Here is a 17,713-nt window from a genome sequence, read left to right as displayed (position 1 = left end):
AGGTTTTCTATTTCTTCGGGAAAAGCTCTTTACGCTTGTACGGCTCTGTTTCGCCAGGTTTACGCGTTTTGAGCAACTTCAGGATCCACGTATATTGCTCCTTATGTGGCCCCACCAGCACTTCCACCTCTTCATTCATGCGGCGTGCAATGGTGCGATCGTCCGCGGTCAGCAGATCGTCCATCGGCGGACGTACCTCAATGCTCAGGCGATGCGTTTTACCGTCATAAACCGGGAACAGCGGGATCACGCGGGCGCGGCAGACTTTCATCAGGCGACCAATCGCGGGTAGCGTAGCTTTATAGGTCGCGAAGAAATCGACAAACTCGCTGTGCTCAGGACCGTGATCCTGATCGGGCAGGTAGTAGCCCCAGTAACCCTGACGTACGGACTGAATGAAAGGCTTAATGCCATCGTTTCGGGCGTGCAGACGTCCGCCAAAGCGACGGCGCACGGTATTCCAGACGAAATCGTAGATTTTGTTTCCCTGATTATGGAACATCGCCGCCATTTTCTGGCCCTGCGACGCCATTAACATTGCCGGAATGTCGACCCCCCAACCGTGCGGCACCAGGAAAATCACTTTTTCATCATTGCGACGCATCTCGTCGATGATTTCCAGCCCTTTCCAGTCAACGCGGTCGACGATCTTTTCCGGCCCTTTTAGCGCCAGTTCCGCCATCATCGCCATGGCCTGTGGCGCGGTGGTATACATGTCATCAATGATTGCTTCGCGTTCGACGTCGGTTTTATCCGGGAAGCAGTACAGAAGGTTTATTTGCGCCCGGCGGCGTGCGCTTTTACCTAAGCGCCCTGCCAGGCGCCCCACATTGCCGAGCACCGGATCGCGGAGGGAAGCAGGTAGCAACGCCATGCCAGCAAACACGTATACGCCAAGCCAGGCGCCCCAGTTACGCGGGTGGCGAAAGGATTTTTCAAACTCGGGAATGTACTCAATATTGTTTTTTTTGGTTTCCATGCGGGTTCCAGGGTCTGGTGACGCAAAAATATATTCAGATAGTGTAGCGAGGCAGCCGTCCGCGTACAAAAGAAAAAGCCGGCGCACACTGACGCCGGCTTATTTTTGAGGGTGTTTGCTTAGTCGAAGCGCAGCTGTGGCATCACCTCTTTCACCTGCGCCAGGTAATCTTTGCGATCTTTCCCGGTCAGCCCTTCGGTGCGCGGCAGTTTCGCCGTCAGCGGGTTAACCGCCTGCTGGTTGATCCACACTTCGTAGTGCAGGTGCGGCCCCGTCGACCGGCCGGTGTTACCGGACAGCGCGATGCGATCGCCACGTTTCACTTTCTGGCCCGGTTTGACCAGCAGTTTACGCAGGTGCATGTAGCGGGTGGTGTATGTACGACCGTGACGAATAGCAACGTAATAGCCAGCAGCACCGCTGCGTTTCGCCATGACCACTTCACCATCCCCTACCGCCAGCACTGGCGTGCCCTGCGGCATGGCGAAGTCAACGCCACGGTGCGGCGCTACGCGGCCCGTTACCGGGTTCAGACGACGCGGGTTGAAGTTGGAGGAGACGCGGAACTGTTTCGCCGTTGGGAAACGCAGGAAGCCTTTTGCCAGGCCCGTACCGCTGCGGTCATAGAACTTACCGTCTTCCGCGCGAATGGCGTAGTAGTCTTTGCCGTCTGAACGCAGACGAACACCCACCAGCTGGCTCTGCTCGCGCTTACCGTCCAGCATTTCGCGGGACATCAGGACAGAGAACTGATCGCCTTTTTTCAGTTTGCGGAAATCCATCTGCCACTGCATGGCTTTGATCACCGAGCTGATTTCAGCGCTGGTCAGGCCAGCATCGCGGGCACTGGAAACAAAGCTGCCGCCGACGGTCCCTTTCATCACGCTGTTAACCCAGTCGCCCTGCTGCATTTCACTGGTCATTTTGAAACCGTTTGCGGTGCGATCGTAGGTGCGGGTTTCGCGACGGGACATCTCCCAGGTCAGACGTTGCAGATCGCCGTCGGGCGTTAAGGTCCAGGAAAGCTGCTGACCAATTTTCAGGTTACGCAGCTCTTTATCGGATGCGGCAAGCTGGCTAATGTTGCCCATGTCGATACCGTACTGGTTCAGGACGCTGCTCAGCGTATCGCCAGTAGAAACAACATATTCATGAATGCCGGTTTCATTCTGGATCTTGTCATCCAGCTCATCCTGGGGAATAGCTTCATCTTCCTGTGCGGCCTGATCGATAGGCTCGCTGGCCTCAGGCAGCAGAGAGCGGATCTCGCTCTTCTCCAGTTCGATGGTTTTAATAATAGGGGCAGAACTCGGGTGGTAAACATAGGGCCGCCAGACGGCGACCGCTAACGTGAGAACTGTAAGCGACCCCAGCATAACGCGGTGGGGTCGAGGCAGATTGTTAAATGCCAGGGCGACAGAGCGGGCTATCTGTTGCACGTATTCACTTCCTCGTTAATCTCCTTTCAGGCAGCTCGCATACTGATTCGCCAGTTGGCTGAGGAACTGCGAATAGCTCGCTTTGCTCAACTGGATGTTCGTACCTAGCGGGTCAAGGGTTCCCATGCGCACGGATGTTCCCCTGGCCACGGCTTCTACGACCGCTGGCCTGAACTGTGGCTCAGCAAAAACGCATGTCGCTTTTTGCTCAACCAACTGTGTTCTGATTTCATGTAAACGCTGCGCACCAGGCTGAATTTCAGGGTTGACGGTAAAATGCCCCAATGGGGTCAGACCGTAATGTTTCTCGTAATACCCGTAGGCATCATGAAAAACGAAGTACCCTTTTCCTTTAAGCGGTGCGAGCTCGTTACCTACCTGTTTGTCGGTTGCAGCTAATTGAGCCTCAAAATCCTTCAGGTTGGCGTCGAGTTTGATTCGACTTTGCGGCATAAGTTCCACTAATTTGTCGTGGATTGCAACCGCTGTAAGCCGCGCTATCTCTGGGGAGAGCCAGAGATGCATGTTGTATTCACCGTGATGGTGATGGTCGTCACCTTTTTCGCCATGAGCATGGTCGTGGTCGTGTTCGTCGCCCTCGTCCTCAGCCCCTTTCATCAGCAACGGTTTCACAGCGGACAGCTCACCAATCGTCACCTGTTTCTCCGCAGGGACCTGTTTAGCGGATTTATGCATGAACGCTTCCATCTCAGGACCAATCCAGACGACTAAGTCCGCGTTCTGTAAGCGTTTTACATCAGACGGACGCAGAGAATAATCATGCTCGGAGGCCCCGTCAGGCAGAAGAACCTCTGTGTCCGTCACACCGTCGGCGATGGCAGCGGCGATAAAGCCAAGTGGTTTAAGCGAAGCGACAACGGCAGCGTTAACATCTTGTGCTGTTGTCCCCCAAAGAGCAGCGGATAAAGCTGCGAAAAGAAGCGTATTTTTCTGTAACATAATGCGACTAATCATCGTAATGAATGCGTGGAATGTGATATTATAACATTCGATGACTTCTGCAAGCTTAAATTGACATGACGACTTTAGTTTCTCTTGAAAATGTTTCGGTCTCATTCGGCCAGCGCCGCGTCCTTTCTGACGTGTCGCTGAATCTGAAGCCCGGCAAAATACTCACGCTGCTCGGCCCTAACGGTGCAGGCAAATCGACGCTGGTGCGCGTCGTATTAGGCCTGGTAGCCCCTGACGCAGGTGTTATCGTCCGCGAGGACAAATTGCGTATCGGCTATGTGCCGCAAAAATTACATCTTGATGCCACCCTGCCCCTGACGGTGAGCCGCTTCCTGCGTCTCCGTCCCGGTACGCGTAAAGCGGATATCCTACCGGCGCTAAAACGCGTTCAGGCGGGACATCTTGTTGAGGCGCCTTTGCAAAAGCTGTCGGGCGGTGAAACCCAGCGCGTATTGCTTGCCCGCGCCCTGCTCAGCAGCCCTCAGCTGCTGGTCCTGGACGAGCCGACGCAGGGTGTCGACGTCAACGGTCAGGTTGCGCTGTACGATCTTATCGACCAGCTCCGTCGGGAGCTTAACTGCGCGGTGCTGATGGTCTCCCATGATCTGCATCTGGTAATGGCCAAAACCGACGAAGTGCTGTGCCTGAACCATCACATCTGTTGTTCCGGCACGCCGGAAGTGGTGTCAATGCATCCCGAATTTATCTCCATGTTTGGCCATCGTGGCGCCGAACAGCTGGGCATCTATCGCCATAATCACAATCACCGCCATGATTTACAGGGACGAATTGTCCTGCGTCGGGGAAATGGACACTCATGATTGAACTGTTACTGCCCGGCTGGCTGGCCGGGATTATGCTTGCCTGCGCTGCGGGTCCACTCGGCTCGTTTGTCGTCTGGCGCAGAATGTCCTATTTCGGCGATACGCTGGCCCATGCGTCATTGCTGGGTGTCGCGTTTGGTTTGTTGCTGGACGTGAACCCTTTTTATGCGGTGATTGTCGTCACGCTGCTGCTGGCCGCCGGTCTGGTCTGGCTGGAAAAACGCCCTCACCTGGCCATTGATACCCTGCTCGGCATTATGGCGCACAGCGCCCTGTCGCTGGGCCTGGTGGTGGTGAGCCTGATGTCAAACATCCGCGTGGACCTGATGGCTTATCTGTTCGGCGATCTGCTGGCCGTCACGCCCGAAGATCTGATTTCCATTGCCATTGGCGTGGTGGTGGTGCTCGGGATCCTGCTGTGGCAGTGGCGGAATTTACTGGCAATGACCGTCAGCCCCGATCTGGCCTTTGTCGACGGCGTGAAGCTTCAGCGCGTGAAGCTGCTCTTGATGCTGGTGACGGCGTTAACCATCGGGGTGGCGATGAAATTTGTTGGCGCGCTGATCATCACGTCGCTGTTGATAATCCCTGCCGCCACGGCGCGTCGTTTTGCGCGTACGCCGGAGCAAATGGCCGGTATCGCGGTGATAATCGGGATGATCGCAGTGACGGGCGGATTAACCTTCTCGGCGTTTTATGACACGCCAGCGGGGCCGTCGGTGGTATTGTGCGCGGCGGTGTTGTTTATTTTCAGTATGATGAAAAAAACCGCGCAGTAGTCAGCATGTCCCCGGTGGCGCTTCGCTTACCGGGGCTACCATTAATCGCTACTTACGGCATCGCGGGCGGCGTAATGCCGAAATGATTCCACGCCCGCACCGTCGCCATACGACCACGCGGGGTACGCTGCAAGAAGCCCTGCTGGATCAGATACGGCTCCAGCACGTCCTCGATAGTCTCACGCTCTTCGCCAATTGCCGCCGCCAGGTTATCCAACCCCACCGGCCCGCCAAAGAACTTATCCAGCACCGCCAGCAGCAGCTTACGGTCCATATAGTCAAAGCCTTCGGCATCAACGTTCAGCATATCCAGCGCCTGCGCAGCAATGTCAGCCGAAATGGTGCCATCGTGCTTCACCTCGGCAAAATCACGCACGCGACGCAGCAGGCGGTTGGCGATACGCGGCGTACCGCGGGAACGTTTTGCCACTTCAAACGCTCCCTCTTCGCTCATATCCAGCCCCATGTAGCGCGCGCTGCGCCCCACAATATGCTGAAGGTCGGGCACCTGATAAAACTCCAGACGCTGCACGATACCAAAACGGTCGCGTAGCGGTGAGGTCAGCGAGCCGGCGCGGGTCGTGGCACCAATCAGGGTAAACGGTGGCAGATCGATTTTGATCGAGCGCGCGGCCGGGCCTTCGCCGATCATGATATCCAGCTGGTAATCCTCCATCGCCGGATAGAGCACTTCCTCCACCACCGGGGACAGGCGGTGGATTTCATCGATAAACAGCACGTCATGCGGTTCGAGGTTGGTCAGCATCGCCGCCAGGTCCCCTGCTTTCTCCAGCACCGGGCCGGAGGTGGTACGCAGGTTAACGCCCATTTCGTTGGCGACGATATTCGCCAGAGTGGTTTTACCTAACCCCGGCGGACCAAAAATCAACAGGTGATCGAGCGCATCGCCGCGCAGCTTTGCCGCCTGGATGAAAATCTCCATCTGAGAACGAACCTGCGGCTGGCCAATGTACTCATCCAGCAGTTTTGGACGGATCGCGCGATCCACCACGTCATCTGGCTGAATGGTGCCTGCCGATACCAGGCGGTCTGCTTCAATCATCCTTTACCTCACAATGCAGCGCGCAGCGCTTCACGAATCAGAGTTTCACTGCTGGCATCCGGTTTGGCAACTTTACTCACCATACGGCTGGCCTCCTGAGGTTTATAGCCCAGCGCCACCAGCGCGGCAACCGCTTCCTGCTCGGCATCATCATCCGTCGCTGGCCCGCCCGGTGAAGTCAGCACCAGATCGGCCGCCGGAGTGAACAGATCGCCATGCAGACCTTTAAAGCGGTCCTTCATCTCGACAATCAGGCGCTCGGCGGTTTTCTTGCCGATGCCCGGAAGTTTAATTAACGCAGCCGGATCTTCGCGCTCAACGGCATTCACAAACTGTGGCGCTGACATACCGGACAGAATCGCCAGCGCCAGCTTGGGCCCGACGCCGTTGGTTTTGATTAATTCGCGGAACAGGGTGCGTTCCTGTTTGTTATTGAATCCGTACAGCAGCTGAGCGTCTTCACGCACCACAAACTGGGTAAAGACAACCGCCTCTTTGCCCGCCTCCGGCAACTCGTAGAAGCAGGTCATCGGCATATGGACTTCATAGCCCACGCCACCCACTTCCAGCAGCACTAACGGGGGTTGTTTTTCAATGATGATGCCTCTGAGTCTGCCTATCACGTGACGCTCCTGCGTTCTGGATGAAATTAACTGCCGACATAATAAAAAAAGGCTGGATAAACATCCAGCCTGATTTGTCATTATCGTAATCTGCCTCGCGCCAGATTGAGCCGCGACTCGCTCATTTGCATCGCGTTCTGGCTGACGTGGCAGTGGGTAATCGCAATGGCCAGCGCATCGGCGGCGTCGGCCTGCGGGTTCGCCGGGAGCTTCAGCAGGGTACGCACCATGTGCTGCACCTGGCTTTTCTCCGCGCTACCTATGCCCACCACCGTCTGCTTAACCTGACGGGCCGCGTATTCAAACACTGGCAGGTCCTGGTTCACGGCGGCAACTATCGCCACGCCGCGCGCCTGCCCGAGCTTTAACGCCGAGTCAGCGTTCTTCGCCATAAAGACCTGCTCGATGGCGAAAAAGTCCGGCTGAAACTGGGTGATGATCTCCGACACGCCCGCATAAATGAGCTTCAGGCGCGACGGCAGATCGTCCACTTTGGTACGAATACAGCCGCTGCCGAGGTAGGTTAGCTGGCGTCCCACCTGACGGATAACGCCATACCCGGTGACGCGTGAGCCGGGGTCAATCCCGAGGATAATCGACATCACGCGTCTCCCGTAAACGGTTTACAGGCTCTCATCAGAGAGTCGCTGCAACCTCATCAGAGATTTCACCGTTGTGATACACTTCCTGCACGTCGTCGCAGTCTTCGAGCATGTCGATCAGACGCAGCAGTTTCGGTGCGGTTTCTGCATCCATGTCCGCTTTTGTGGAAGGGATCATGGACACTTCAGCGTTATCCGCTTTCAGACCTGCCGCTTCCAGCGCATCGCGCACGGCACCCATCTCTTCCCATGCGGTGTAGACATCGATAGCGCCGTCGTCGTAGGTCACTACGTCTTCCGCACCGGCTTCCAGCGCCGCTTCCATGATCGCATCTTCGTCGCCTTTCTCGAAGGAGATGACGCCTTTTTTGCTGAACAGGTAAGCAACGGAACCGTCAGTGCCCAGATTACCACCGGTTTTGGTGAACGCGTGGCGCACTTCCGCAACGGTACGGTTACGGTTGTCGGACAGGCACTCTACCATCACCGCCGTACCGCCAGGACCGTAACCTTCATAAATGATGGTTTCCATGTTCGCGTCTTCATCACCGCCCACGCCACGTGCGATTGCACGGTTCAGGGTGTCTCGCGTCATGTTGTTGGACAGGGCTTTATCCACCGCCGCGCGCAGACGTGGGTTAGAGGCCGGATCGCCGCCACCCAGACGCGCCGCTGTTACCAGCTCACGAATGATTTTGGTAAAGATTTTACCGCGTTTGGCATCCTGTGCCGCTTTACGGTGTTTGGTGTTGGCCCACTTACTATGACCTGCCATAAAAAGTTCTCCAAAAATCGCGCCTTCTCAGGCAGCGTTAATTACAAATTCTTCTATCGCCTGCCGGTTGCTCCATGACTTGGTCAGTGCGGCGGCATCCGCCGCATCCACCCAGCGGTAGGTCAGGTGTTCCGTGAACACGATCTCCCGCTCATGGGGAAGCGCAAGGCAGAACCACGATTCCGTATTGCGCTCAATTCCCGGTGCATAGCGATGACGTAAATGGCTAAAAATTTCAAACTCCACCGTGCGCTGACAGTCCTTCAGGGTCAGTTGCTCGCGAGCAACGTCAATGGCGACCTCTTCCTTTACTTCACGCGCGGCGGCCTGCGGCGCGGACTCTCCCTCTTCCAGACTGCCGGTAACCGACTGCCAGAAATCAGGATCGTCGCGCCGCTGCAACATCAGCACCCGCTTCGAGTCTTCTGCATAAATGACCACCAGAACCGAAACGGGACGCTTATATGCCATATCAGTTTTTCTCTTCCTTCTTCACCACCTCAATGCCCAGCTCAGCCAGCGCGGCCGGGTTGGCAAAGCTTGGCGCTTCAGTCATCAGACACGCCGCTGCGGTGGTTTTCGGGAAGGCGATAACATCACGGATGTTGTCGGTGCCGGTCAGCAGCATGGTCAGACGGTCAAGACCAAAGGCCAGACCCGCGTGCGGAGGCGTACCGTATTTCAGGGCGTCCAGCAGGAAGCCAAACTTCTCGCGCTGCTCCTGCTCGTTAATGCCCAGAATGCCGAACACGGTCTGCTGCATTTCACCGCTGTGAATACGCACGGAGCCGCCGCCCACTTCGTAGCCGTTGATAACCATATCGTAGGCATTCGCTACCGCATCTTCCGGTGCAGCCTTCAGTTCCGCCGCCGTCATGTCTTTTGGCGAGGTGAACGGGTGGTGCATCGCGGTCAGGCCGCCTTCACCGTCGTCTTCAAACATCGGGAAGTCGATCACCCACAGCGGGGCCCATTTGCTTTCATCGGTCAGGTTCAGGTCTTTGCCGAGCTTCAGACGCAGCGCGCCCATCGCATCCGCAACGACTTTCTTGTTGTCTGCGCCGAAGAAGATCATGTCGCCGTCCTGCGCGCCGGTGCGCTCCAGAATAGCTTCCACGATGTCCGCATTCAGGAATTTCGCAACAGGGCTGGTAATGCCTTCCAGACCTTTAGCACGCTCGGTTACTTTAATATAGGCCAGACCTTTCGCACCGTAGATCTTGATGAAGTTGCCGTAGTCGTCAATCTGCTTACGGCTCAGGGCAGCACCGCCCGGTACGCGCAGGGCAGCCACGCGGCCTTTCGGATCGTTAGCCGGACCAGCAAAGACCGCAAACTCAACGGCTTTCACCAGGTCTGCCACGTCCACCAGCTCCATCGGGTTACGCAGGTCTGGTTTGTCGGAGCCGTAGCGACGCTCGGCTTCCGCGAAGGTCATGATTGGGAAATCGCCCAGCTCAACGCCTTTCACGTCGTTCCATAGGCTACGCACCAGGGCTTCCATCACCTCACGCACCTGCTCGGCGGTCATGAAGGAGGTTTCCACATCGATCTGGGTAAATTCTGGCTGACGGTCTGCACGCAGATCTTCATCGCGGAAGCATTTCACGATCTGATAGTAGCGGTCGAAGCCGGACATCATCAGCAGCTGCTTGAACAGCTGTGGTGACTGTGGCAGCGCGTAGAATTTGCCTTTATGGACGCGGGATGGCACCAGGTAGTCGCGCGCGCCTTCCGGCGTGGCTTTGGTCAGCATCGGAGTTTCAATATCGAGGAAACCGTGGTCATCCATAAAGCGACGCACCAGGCTGGTGATTTTCGCACGGGTTTTCAGGCGCTGAGCCATCTCCGGGCGACGCAGATCCAGGTAGCGGTATTTAAGACGCGCTTCTTCGGTGTTGACGTGGTTGGAGTCCAGCGGCAACGCTTCTGCGCGATTGATAATCACCAGATCGGACGCCAGCACTTCGATAGCACCGGTCGCCATATCGGCGTTGATGTTTTTCTCGTCACGCGCACGCACGGTGCCCGTCACCTGAATGCAGAACTCATTACGCAGCTCAGAGGCCAGCTTCAACGCATCAGCGCGATCCGGATCGAAGAACACCTGAACGATACCTTCGCGGTCACGCATATCAATAAAGATAAGGCTACCAAGATCGCGACGACGATTGACCCAACCACACAGGGTGACCTGCTGCCCGACGTGGGACTGACGCAGCTGCCCGCAATATTCTGTACGCATGAGATATCCCTTAATTAGCCGCAGGCTGATTGTCGCCTGTCTTACAGGCTACGATGTCGCAGCTTTCTGTATGTCACAACTGGATGAAAAAAGGCGGCTATTATACTGGAAATTCTGCCGCACGATAAGAGCGAAGCACGGCCTGACGCGTGTTTGCTGTGCTCTTATTGTCTATTCTCACAAAAATTAACAAAATTATCCGACCGATAACAGGCCATCCCGTCGTAAGGTGTAAAAAAGCAATTAATTTTACTGGAGTGACAATGTTAACGCTTGATGCCACCAAAACCGCCCTTGTGGTCATTGATTTACAGGAAGGGATCCTGCCTTTTGCCGGTGGTCCACACACCGCTGACGATGTTGTAAGCCGCGCTGCGCGTCTGGCGGAAAAATGCCGGGCCAGCGGTGCGCCTGTCGTCATGGTGCGCGTCGGCTGGTCCACTGATTTCGCCGAAGCGCTAAAGCAGCCGGTTGATGCTCAGGCCCCGGCGCATGCGCTGCCGGACAATTGGTGGACATACCCGGTCTCACTCGGTAAACGCGACAGCGATGTAGAAGTCACCAAACGCCAGTGGGGCGCATTCTATGGCACTGACCTGGAGCTCCAGCTGCGCCGTCGCGGGATAGACACTATTATTCTGTGCGGGATCTCCACCAACATCGGTGTGGAATCCACCGCCCGTAACGCCTGGGAGCTGGGCTTTAACCTGGTGATAGCGGAAGATGCGTGCAGCGCAGCCTCTGCGGATCAGCATCAGGGCAGCATGACCCATATCTTCCCGCGTATTGGTCGCGTGCGCAGCACGGATGAGATCCTCAGCGCACTATGATGTACGTGGGTTTGCCCCAGTGGTCGCACCCGAAATGGGTGCGCCTGGGTATTACTGGCCTTGAAGAGTATGCCCGACACTTTAACTGCGTGGAGGGCAATACCACGCTGTACGCTCTGCCACGCACGGAGATCGTCGAGCGCTGGCGCGAGCAAACCACCGACGATTTCCGCTTTTGCTTCAAATTTCCGGCAACCATCTCCCACAACGCCGCGCTGCGAAACTGCGATGATTTAACCCACGAGTTTTTCACCCGGATGTCGCCCCTGGCAAACCGTGTTGGCCAGTACTGGCTCCAGCTTCCCGCCACGTTCGGCCCGCGCGATCTACAAGCCCTCTGGCAGTTTCTCGACGGCCTGCCCCACGATTTCACGTACGGTGTGGAGGTGAGGCATCCAGATTTCTTTGCCAAAGGCGACGCGGAGAAAGCGCTGAATCGCGGCCTGCATAAACGATCGGTCAACCGCGTGATCCTCGACAGCCGCCCCGTGCACAGCGCAATCCCGCACAGCGAAGCCGTTGTTGATGCCCAGCGCAAAAAACCGAAAGTACCGGTTCACGCCATTGTTACCGCGCAGAACCCGATGGTCCGGTTTATCGGCAGCGATAACATGCAACAGAATGAGGAGATGTTCGCCGTCTGGCTGCAAACGCTCGCGAAATGGGAGCAAACCACCACTCCGTACCTGTTTTTACATACGCCGGATATTGCCCAGGTACCTGAGCTGGTCGATGCTCTCTGGCAGGCCTTGCAGCAGGCGGTTCCGTCGGTTGGCCCCGCGCCGTCCATCCCACAACAATCTTCTCTTTTCTGAAATCACCCCCTATCATAGAGACGTGCCATCTGCCAAAAACAGGGAGTTAGTATGGTCAGCGCGCTGTATGCGGTGTTAGGTGCATTACTGCTGATTAAATTTTCATTTGATGTTGTGCGCCTGAGAATGCAGTACCGCGTCTCCTACGGTGACGGGGGCTTTTCTGAGCTGCAAAGCGCAATCCGAATCCACGGCAACGCGGTCGAGTACATTCCCGTCGCGTTAATTTTACTGCTGTTAATGGAGATGGATGGCGCTGAAACCTGGATGGTGCACGTCTGTGGGCTGCTGCTGATTGCAGGGCGTTTGATGCATTATTATGGTTTTCAACACCGCCTGATCCGCTGGCGTCGTTCCGGCATGAGCGCGACCTGGTGCTCGCTTTTGCTGATGGTGCTGGCTAACCTTTGGTATATGCCGTGGGAGTTGGTTTTCTCCTTCCATTAGCGCACAATATGCCCCTTTATTTTTCCCGGATTTTTACGTTATGTCAGATCGCGACACGCTTTTTTCCGCGCCTATCGCCAGCCTGGGCGACTGGACCTTTGATGAACGGGTAGCCGAAGTCTTCCCGGATATGATCCAGCGCTCTGTTCCCGGTTATTCCAATATCATCTCCATGATCGGCATGCTGGCGGAGCGTTTCGTTCAACCCGGCACGCAGGTCTATGACCTGGGCTGTTCGCTGGGAGCGGCAACGCTGTCCATTCGTCGTAACGTTCATCACGATGGCTGCAAGATTGTGGCTGTCGATAACTCACCGGCCATGGTTGAACGCTGCCGTCGCCACATTGACGCGTATAAAGCCCCTACGCCTGTGGAGGTGGTGGAAGGCGATATCCGCGATATCGACATCCAGAACGCCTCGATGGTGGTCCTGAACTTTACCCTTCAGTTCCTGGTGCCGGACGATCGTCAGCGGTTGCTGGATAAAATTTATCAGGGTCTGAACCCGGGCGGCGCGCTGGTGTTGTCTGAGAAATTCAGCTTTGAAGACGCCAGCGTGGGCGAATTGCTGTTCAATATGCACCATGATTTCAAGCGTGCAAACGGCTACAGCGAGCTGGAGATCAGCCAGAAGCGCAGCATGCTTGAAAACGTCATGCTGACGGATTCCGTTGAAACACACAAAGCGCGCCTGCGCAAAGCTGGATTTGAACACAGCGAACTGTGGTTCCAGTGCTTTAATTTTGGTTCTCTGGTGGCGCTGAAAGCCGGAGACACAGCATGATCGAGTTCGGTAATTTCTATCAGCTGATTGCCAAAAACCACCTATCCCACTGGCTGGAAACCCTGCCTGCGCAAATTGCCACCTGGCAGCGCGATCAGCAGCATGGTCTGTTGAAGCAGTGGTCCAACGCCGTGGAGTTTCTGCCTGAACTGACGCCTCATCGTCTGGATTTACTGCACAGCGTGACGGCGGAGAGCGAAGAGCCGCTCCCGGCCGGGCAGATCAACCGCATCGAAACGCTGATGCGTAACCTGATGCCGTGGCGCAAAGGGCCGTTCTCGCTGTACGGCGTGAACATCAATACCGAATGGCGCTCAGACTGGAAGTGGGATCGCGTTCTGCCGCATTTATCCGACCTGACCGGGCGCACCATTCTGGACGTGGGCTGCGGTAGCGGCTATCACATGTGGCGCATGATCGGCGCAGGCGCGCATCTGGCCGTCGGTATCGATCCGATGCAGCTGTTCCTGTGCCAGTTTGAAGCGGTGCGAAAGCTGCTGGGTAACGACCAGCGCGCGCACCTGCTGCCGCTGGGTATCGAGCAACTCCCTGCTCTGAAAGCCTTTGATACCGTGTTCTCGATGGGCGTGCTGTACCACCGTCGTTCCCCGCTGGAGCATCTCTGGCAACTGAAAGATCAGCTGGTCAGCGGCGGTGAGCTGGTGCTGGAAACGCTGGTCATCGAAGGGGATGAACATGCCGTTCTGGTGCCAGGCGATCGCTATGCGCAGATGCGCAACGTTTACTTCATCCCTTCCGCGCTGGCGCTGAAGAACTGGCTGGAGAAATGTGGGTTTGTCGATGTACGCATCGCCGATGTGTGCGTGACGTCGGTTGAGGAACAGCGCCGCACCGACTGGATGATCACCGAATCGCTGGAGCAGTTCCTCGACCCGGACGATCACAGTAAAACCATCGAAGGCTATCCGGCCCCGATGCGTGCGGTGCTGATTGCAACGAAGCCGTAGTATTTATCCCCTCACCCCGGCCCTCTCCCCAAAGGGGCGAGGGTGAAAAGACCGCACCGTGCAGTCCCCTCTCCCCTGTGGGGAGAGGGTTAGGGTGAGGGGCAAGAATAAAAAAAGGCCCCTGTTGAAATTGCAGGGGCCTGGTACAAGCAAGCATCATATTGGGCGACATGATGCGCGGTAAAAATCGGTACGTTGCTACACGTGATGACGTTCAATCAGCGATTTCATTTCCGCAACCGACTCTCCATCCACACCGTAGCGCGAGTACTCATCCGCTTCAGCATCCGTCGACATTGACAACCCTGTATTGCGATAACGCATGGGTGAAGGTATCCATTTACCCGCCGAGCTGTGTAGCTCTTCCACCCCTGCGTTTAAAAACAGTTCCAGATTGCTGGCGCGTACTCCTGCGCCCGCCATGATTATTGGAACACCGGAATGTGCTTTTAGTTCCGTAATTAATTTCAGTCCTTTTTCAGCCGAGGGCTGCTGGCCCGACGTCAGAACGCGCGCCACGCCCAGTTCTGCCAGCGTATCAAAGGCTTGTATCGGATCCTGGCACATATCGAACGCACGATGAAAAGTGACCGCCATTCCCTGGGCTGCGCGCATGACCTGGCGCATACGCGAAAGATCGATGTTTCCGTCTTCGTCCAGCACACCGATCACCAGCCCCGGAAAACCGGAATCACGGACGAGGGCGATATCCTCAAGCATGGCACTGAACTCACCCGCCGTATAACAAAAATCACCGCCGCGCGGGCGAATAATCGGGTGCACCGGAATGGTGATGGCCTGAAGAGCTGATTTCAGCACGCCAAAGGACGGGGTTAATCCCCCTTCTTTCGGTGCCGCGCAAAGCTCGATGCGATCGGCCCCCTGCCGTTGCGCAGTGACGGCACACTCCACGCTGTAACAACAAATTTCCATCAGCGCCATGTCATCCTCCTTAAATTTCACTCAACGTACCATCGTGGCACGTTGCCCGATTCGTGTCTGGATCGACGCTCACAGTGCTTACGCTTCGCTGGCGACGATCTGCTCAATAGTCCAGGGATGGAATTTCACCGTCACGCTGCCGTCCGTTACGGCAAGCGTAGGGTTCGGTAGGCGTTCGCGCTCACCTTTTGGCGAGCTGGTTTTGACGAAAATACCCGGCTGGCTTAACCCCTCGTCGGACAGCAGCGCCAGCGCACGGGCGTTCAGCGTCTCGGGCTTCCCAGGCAGAACAATTTCGATATGCTCCCAGCCTTCGTGCGGATAACGCTTCTCTCCTGGCCAGGGCAGTTCCACAACGGTGAATTGCCAATGCGCCACCGTAACCGGCGCGTGAAGTTTGAACAGGCAAATCGGGCGACCGTTAATGATATTCTCTGACAGCAGTTCTCCGCACTGCTCAAAGCCACGCCGCCAGCGTTCTGCGGTGGCATTCTGGTGGCAGCGCAAAGAGATGTGATCTGCCTCAAGCGGCGCGATATCCAGCCCGAGACGGGTGGCAAGTTCTGTGAACGCCTGGGTGAAGCGCGGTAAATCTGCGGAAATATCATGCAGTTCGTCAATGGTGTGCCAGTTCGCCATAGGTCAGTCTCGTTTCGTGTCGCAAAGCCGCTAATTTACTCTGTTGCCCTCTGTCGACCAACCGCATAATCACGGTTTTTTCGACTGCATGATTATGCATACCGTCTTCGCCTGGATTCTGAGCGATCTTCGCCCCCCGCAGGGCTGACGCCCGAGGCCATTTGCAGTATACTCCCGCCCTAAATTCTTAAACTGGCGTGGGTGTTTTTTACCCGCATCAAAAACGTAAGGTATCCAGGTGAATATTCAGGCTCTTCTCTCAGAAAAAGTCAGTCAGGCACTGATTGCCGCAGGTGCGCCTGCGGATTGCGAACCACAGGTTCGTCAGTCAGCGAAAGTACAGTTTGGCGACTATCAGGCTAATGGCGTGATGGCAGTGGCTAAAAAACTGGGCATGCCGCCGCGACAGCTCGCTGAGCAGGTACTGACGCATCTGGATCTCAACGGCATCGCCAGCAAAACCGAAATCGCCGGTCCGGGCTTTATCAACATTTTCCTTGAGCCTGCGTTCCTGGCAAGCCACGTTGACGCGGCGCTGAAATCTGACCGTCTTGGCGTGGCTCAGCCAGAAGCGCAGACTGTGGTGGTTGACTACTCCGCGCCAAACGTGGCGAAGGAGATGCACGTCGGTCACCTGCGCTCCACCATTATCGGTGATGCGGCCGTGCGTACCCTGGAGTTCCTCGGTCACAAGGTGATCCGCGCTAACCACGTAGGCGACTGGGGCACGCAGTTCGGTATGCTGATCGCATATCTGGAAAAACAGCAGCAGGAAAACGCAGGCGAAATGGCGCTGGCAGACCTGGAAGGTTTCTACCGTGAAGCCAAAAAACACTACGACGAAGACGAAGCCTTTGCCGAGCGCGCGCGCAGCTACGTGGTGAAACTTCAAGGCGGCGATCCGTACTTCCTCGAGATGTGGCGCAAGCTGGTGGACATCACCATGTCCCAGAACCAGCTTACCTATAACCGTCTGAACGTGACCCTGACCCGCGACGACGTAATGGGTGAAAGCCTGTATAACCCGATGCTGCCGGGCATTGTGGCGGACCTGAAAGCCAAAAACCTGGCGGTGGAAAGCGAAGGCGCAACGGTAGTATTCCTTGATGAGTATAAAAACAAGGAAGGCGAACCGATGGGCGTGATCGTCCAGAAAAAGGATGGCGGCTATCTCTACACCACCACCGATATCGCCTGTGCGAAATACCGTTACGAAACCCTGCATGCGGACCGCGTGCTGTATTACATCGACTCCCGTCAGCACCAGCACCTGATGCAGGCGTGGACTATCGTGCGTAAAGCGGGTTATGTACCGGATTCCGTGCCGCTGGAACACCACATGTTCGGCATGATGCTGGGTAAAGACGGTAAGCCGTTCAAAACCCGTGCGGGCGGCACCGTGAAGCTCTCCGATCTGCTGGATGAAGCGCTGGAGCGCGCCCGTCGCCTGGTGGCCGAGAAGAACCCGGATATGCCTGCTGACGAGCTGGAGAAACTGGCTAACGCGGTTGGGATCGGTGCGGTAAAATACGCGGATCTCTCCAAGAACCGTACCACCGACTATATCTTCGACTGGGACAACATGCTGGCGTTTGAAGGCAACACGGCGCCGTACATGCAGTACGCTTACACCCGCGTACTCTCCGTCTTCCGTAAAGCCAGTATTGACGAAAGCGTGCTGGCGAACGCCACGGTGACCCTTACCGAAGACCGTGAAGCACAGCTGGCTGCCCGCCTGCTTCAGTTCGAAGAGACGCTCTCTGTGGTCGCGCGCGACGGTACGCCGCACGTTATGTGTGCATACCTTTACGATCTGGCCGGTCTGTTCTCTGGCTTCTACGAACACTGCCCTATCCTGACCGCCGAGAGCGAAGCGGTGCGTAACAGCCGCCTGAAGCTGGCGCAGCTGACGGCGAAGACCCTGAAACTGGGTCTGGATACCCTGGGTATCGAAACCATAGAACGTATGTAAAAAAGAAACCCGGCG

The 17,713-nt window shown here is 56.3% G+C and carries 19 protein-coding genes; 8 read left to right on the top strand and 11 right to left on the bottom strand.

The window, feature by feature from the left end; all coding sequences use genetic code 11:
• Nucleotides 1-7 precede the first annotated feature (7 nt).
• The 3 genes from lpxM to znuA all read right to left on the bottom strand — a co-directional run bounded on the left by lpxM (nucleotide 8) and on the right by znuA (nucleotide 3,378).
• Complete coding sequence (gene lpxM, locus L350_RS19115; protein WP_032624045.1) at nucleotides 8-979, bottom strand: lauroyl-Kdo(2)-lipid IV(A) myristoyltransferase; 972 nt, start codon at nucleotides 977-979, stop codon at nucleotides 8-10.
• 119 nt (nucleotides 980-1,098) lie between these two features.
• Nucleotides 1,099-2,418: a murein DD-endopeptidase MepM gene (gene mepM / locus L350_RS19120; RefSeq protein ID WP_022648483.1), complete on the bottom strand. Its 1,320-nt coding sequence runs from the start codon at nucleotides 2,416-2,418 to the stop codon at nucleotides 1,099-1,101.
• A 15-nt stretch (nucleotides 2,419-2,433) separates the two neighbouring features.
• Nucleotides 2,434-3,378, bottom strand: coding sequence for a zinc ABC transporter substrate-binding protein ZnuA (gene znuA, locus L350_RS19125; RefSeq protein ID WP_032624818.1), 945 nt, complete (start codon nucleotides 3,376-3,378; stop codon nucleotides 2,434-2,436).
• Nucleotides 3,379-3,455: 77 nt separating this feature from the next.
• Here znuA and znuC point away from each other — a divergent pair, with 77 nt between their 5' ends.
• Together znuC and znuB are read left to right on the top strand one after the other, a co-directional pair.
• The gene (gene znuC / locus L350_RS19130; protein WP_003859757.1) at nucleotides 3,456-4,211 is read left to right on the top strand and encodes a zinc ABC transporter ATP-binding protein ZnuC; all 756 of its coding nucleotides are present in this window, start codon (nucleotides 3,456-3,458) and stop codon (nucleotides 4,209-4,211) included.
• Entirely contained in the window at nucleotides 4,208-4,993 is a 786-nt protein-coding gene (znuB, locus tag L350_RS19135) for a zinc ABC transporter permease subunit ZnuB (RefSeq protein ID WP_022648485.1), read from the top strand. Before znuC ends, znuB begins: the two co-directional genes overlap by 4 nt.
• Before the next feature lie 52 nt (nucleotides 4,994-5,045).
• Here the strand turns inward: znuB and ruvB are convergent, their stop codons facing one another.
• From ruvB to aspS, 6 genes are all read right to left on the bottom strand, one after another.
• Complete coding sequence (ruvB, locus tag L350_RS19140; RefSeq protein ID WP_006811035.1) at nucleotides 5,046-6,056, bottom strand: Holliday junction branch migration DNA helicase RuvB; 1,011 nt, start codon at nucleotides 6,054-6,056, stop codon at nucleotides 5,046-5,048.
• An 8-nt stretch (nucleotides 6,057-6,064) separates the two neighbouring features.
• The gene (gene ruvA, locus L350_RS19145; RefSeq protein WP_022648487.1) at nucleotides 6,065-6,679 is read right to left on the bottom strand and encodes a Holliday junction branch migration protein RuvA; all 615 of its coding nucleotides are present in this window, start codon (nucleotides 6,677-6,679) and stop codon (nucleotides 6,065-6,067) included.
• An 80-nt stretch (nucleotides 6,680-6,759) separates the two neighbouring features.
• A complete protein-coding gene (gene ruvC, locus L350_RS19150; protein WP_014884319.1) occupies nucleotides 6,760-7,281 on the bottom strand; it encodes a crossover junction endodeoxyribonuclease RuvC in 522 nt (173 codons plus the stop codon).
• A 34-nt stretch (nucleotides 7,282-7,315) separates the two neighbouring features.
• Nucleotides 7,316-8,056, bottom strand: coding sequence for a YebC/PmpR family DNA-binding transcriptional regulator (locus L350_RS19155; protein WP_003859747.1), 741 nt, complete (start codon nucleotides 8,054-8,056; stop codon nucleotides 7,316-7,318).
• 27 nt (nucleotides 8,057-8,083) lie between these two features.
• On the bottom strand, nucleotides 8,084-8,527 hold the full coding sequence (nudB, locus tag L350_RS19160) for a dihydroneopterin triphosphate diphosphatase (RefSeq protein WP_023300445.1): 444 nt from the start codon (nucleotides 8,525-8,527) through the stop codon (nucleotides 8,084-8,086).
• A gap of 1 nt (nucleotide 8,528) precedes the next feature.
• Entirely contained in the window at nucleotides 8,529-10,301 is a 1,773-nt protein-coding gene (gene aspS / locus L350_RS19165; RefSeq protein ID WP_023300446.1) for an aspartate--tRNA ligase, read from the bottom strand.
• A gap of 263 nt (nucleotides 10,302-10,564) precedes the next feature.
• Here aspS and L350_RS19170 point away from each other — a divergent pair, with 263 nt between their 5' ends.
• The 5 genes from L350_RS19170 to cmoB are packed head-to-tail and all read left to right on the top strand — an operon-like array spanning nucleotide 10,565 to nucleotide 14,145.
• A complete protein-coding gene (locus tag L350_RS19170) occupies nucleotides 10,565-11,131 on the top strand; it encodes a hydrolase (protein WP_023300447.1) in 567 nt (188 codons plus the stop codon).
• Nucleotides 11,128-11,946 carry a DUF72 domain-containing protein gene (locus L350_RS19175; RefSeq protein WP_032624044.1) on the top strand — a complete coding sequence of 273 codons (819 nt, stop codon included), beginning with the start codon at nucleotides 11,128-11,130 and terminating at the stop codon, nucleotides 11,944-11,946. Before L350_RS19170 ends, L350_RS19175 begins: the two co-directional genes overlap by 4 nt.
• 51 nt (nucleotides 11,947-11,997) lie before the next feature.
• Complete coding sequence (locus L350_RS19180) at nucleotides 11,998-12,393, top strand: MAPEG family protein (protein WP_032624043.1); 396 nt, start codon at nucleotides 11,998-12,000, stop codon at nucleotides 12,391-12,393.
• A 40-nt stretch (nucleotides 12,394-12,433) separates the two neighbouring features.
• Nucleotides 12,434-13,177: a carboxy-S-adenosyl-L-methionine synthase CmoA gene (gene cmoA / locus L350_RS19185; protein WP_032624041.1), complete on the top strand. Its 744-nt coding sequence runs from the start codon at nucleotides 12,434-12,436 to the stop codon at nucleotides 13,175-13,177.
• Nucleotides 13,174-14,145, top strand: a complete 972-nt coding sequence (cmoB, locus tag L350_RS19190) for a tRNA 5-methoxyuridine(34)/uridine 5-oxyacetic acid(34) synthase CmoB (RefSeq protein ID WP_015570275.1) — start codon at nucleotides 13,174-13,176, stop codon at nucleotides 14,143-14,145. The genes cmoA and cmoB overlap by 4 nt, the downstream gene beginning before the upstream one ends.
• A 198-nt stretch (nucleotides 14,146-14,343) precedes the next feature.
• On the opposite strand, the gene cutC is transcribed toward cmoB, so the two are convergent.
• Complete coding sequence (gene cutC, locus L350_RS19195; protein WP_032624039.1) at nucleotides 14,344-15,087, bottom strand: copper homeostasis protein CutC; 744 nt, start codon at nucleotides 15,085-15,087, stop codon at nucleotides 14,344-14,346.
• A gap of 78 nt (nucleotides 15,088-15,165) precedes the next feature.
• Complete coding sequence (locus L350_RS19200; RefSeq protein WP_032624038.1) at nucleotides 15,166-15,726, bottom strand: VOC family protein; 561 nt, start codon at nucleotides 15,724-15,726, stop codon at nucleotides 15,166-15,168.
• A gap of 238 nt (nucleotides 15,727-15,964) precedes the next feature.
• Between L350_RS19200 and argS the strand changes: the two genes are divergently transcribed.
• Nucleotides 15,965-17,698, top strand: a complete 1,734-nt coding sequence (argS, locus tag L350_RS19205) for an arginine--tRNA ligase (protein WP_022648494.1) — start codon at nucleotides 15,965-15,967, stop codon at nucleotides 17,696-17,698.
• Nucleotides 17,699-17,713: the final 15 nt, after the last annotated feature.

The organism is Enterobacter sp. MGH 4 (assembly GCF_000534735.1).
Taxonomy (GTDB): domain Bacteria; phylum Pseudomonadota; class Gammaproteobacteria; order Enterobacterales; family Enterobacteriaceae; genus Enterobacter; species Enterobacter intestinihominis.
Note: the sequence above shows the minus strand (reverse complement) of the source record. Positions and strands in the feature narration are given on the sequence as shown.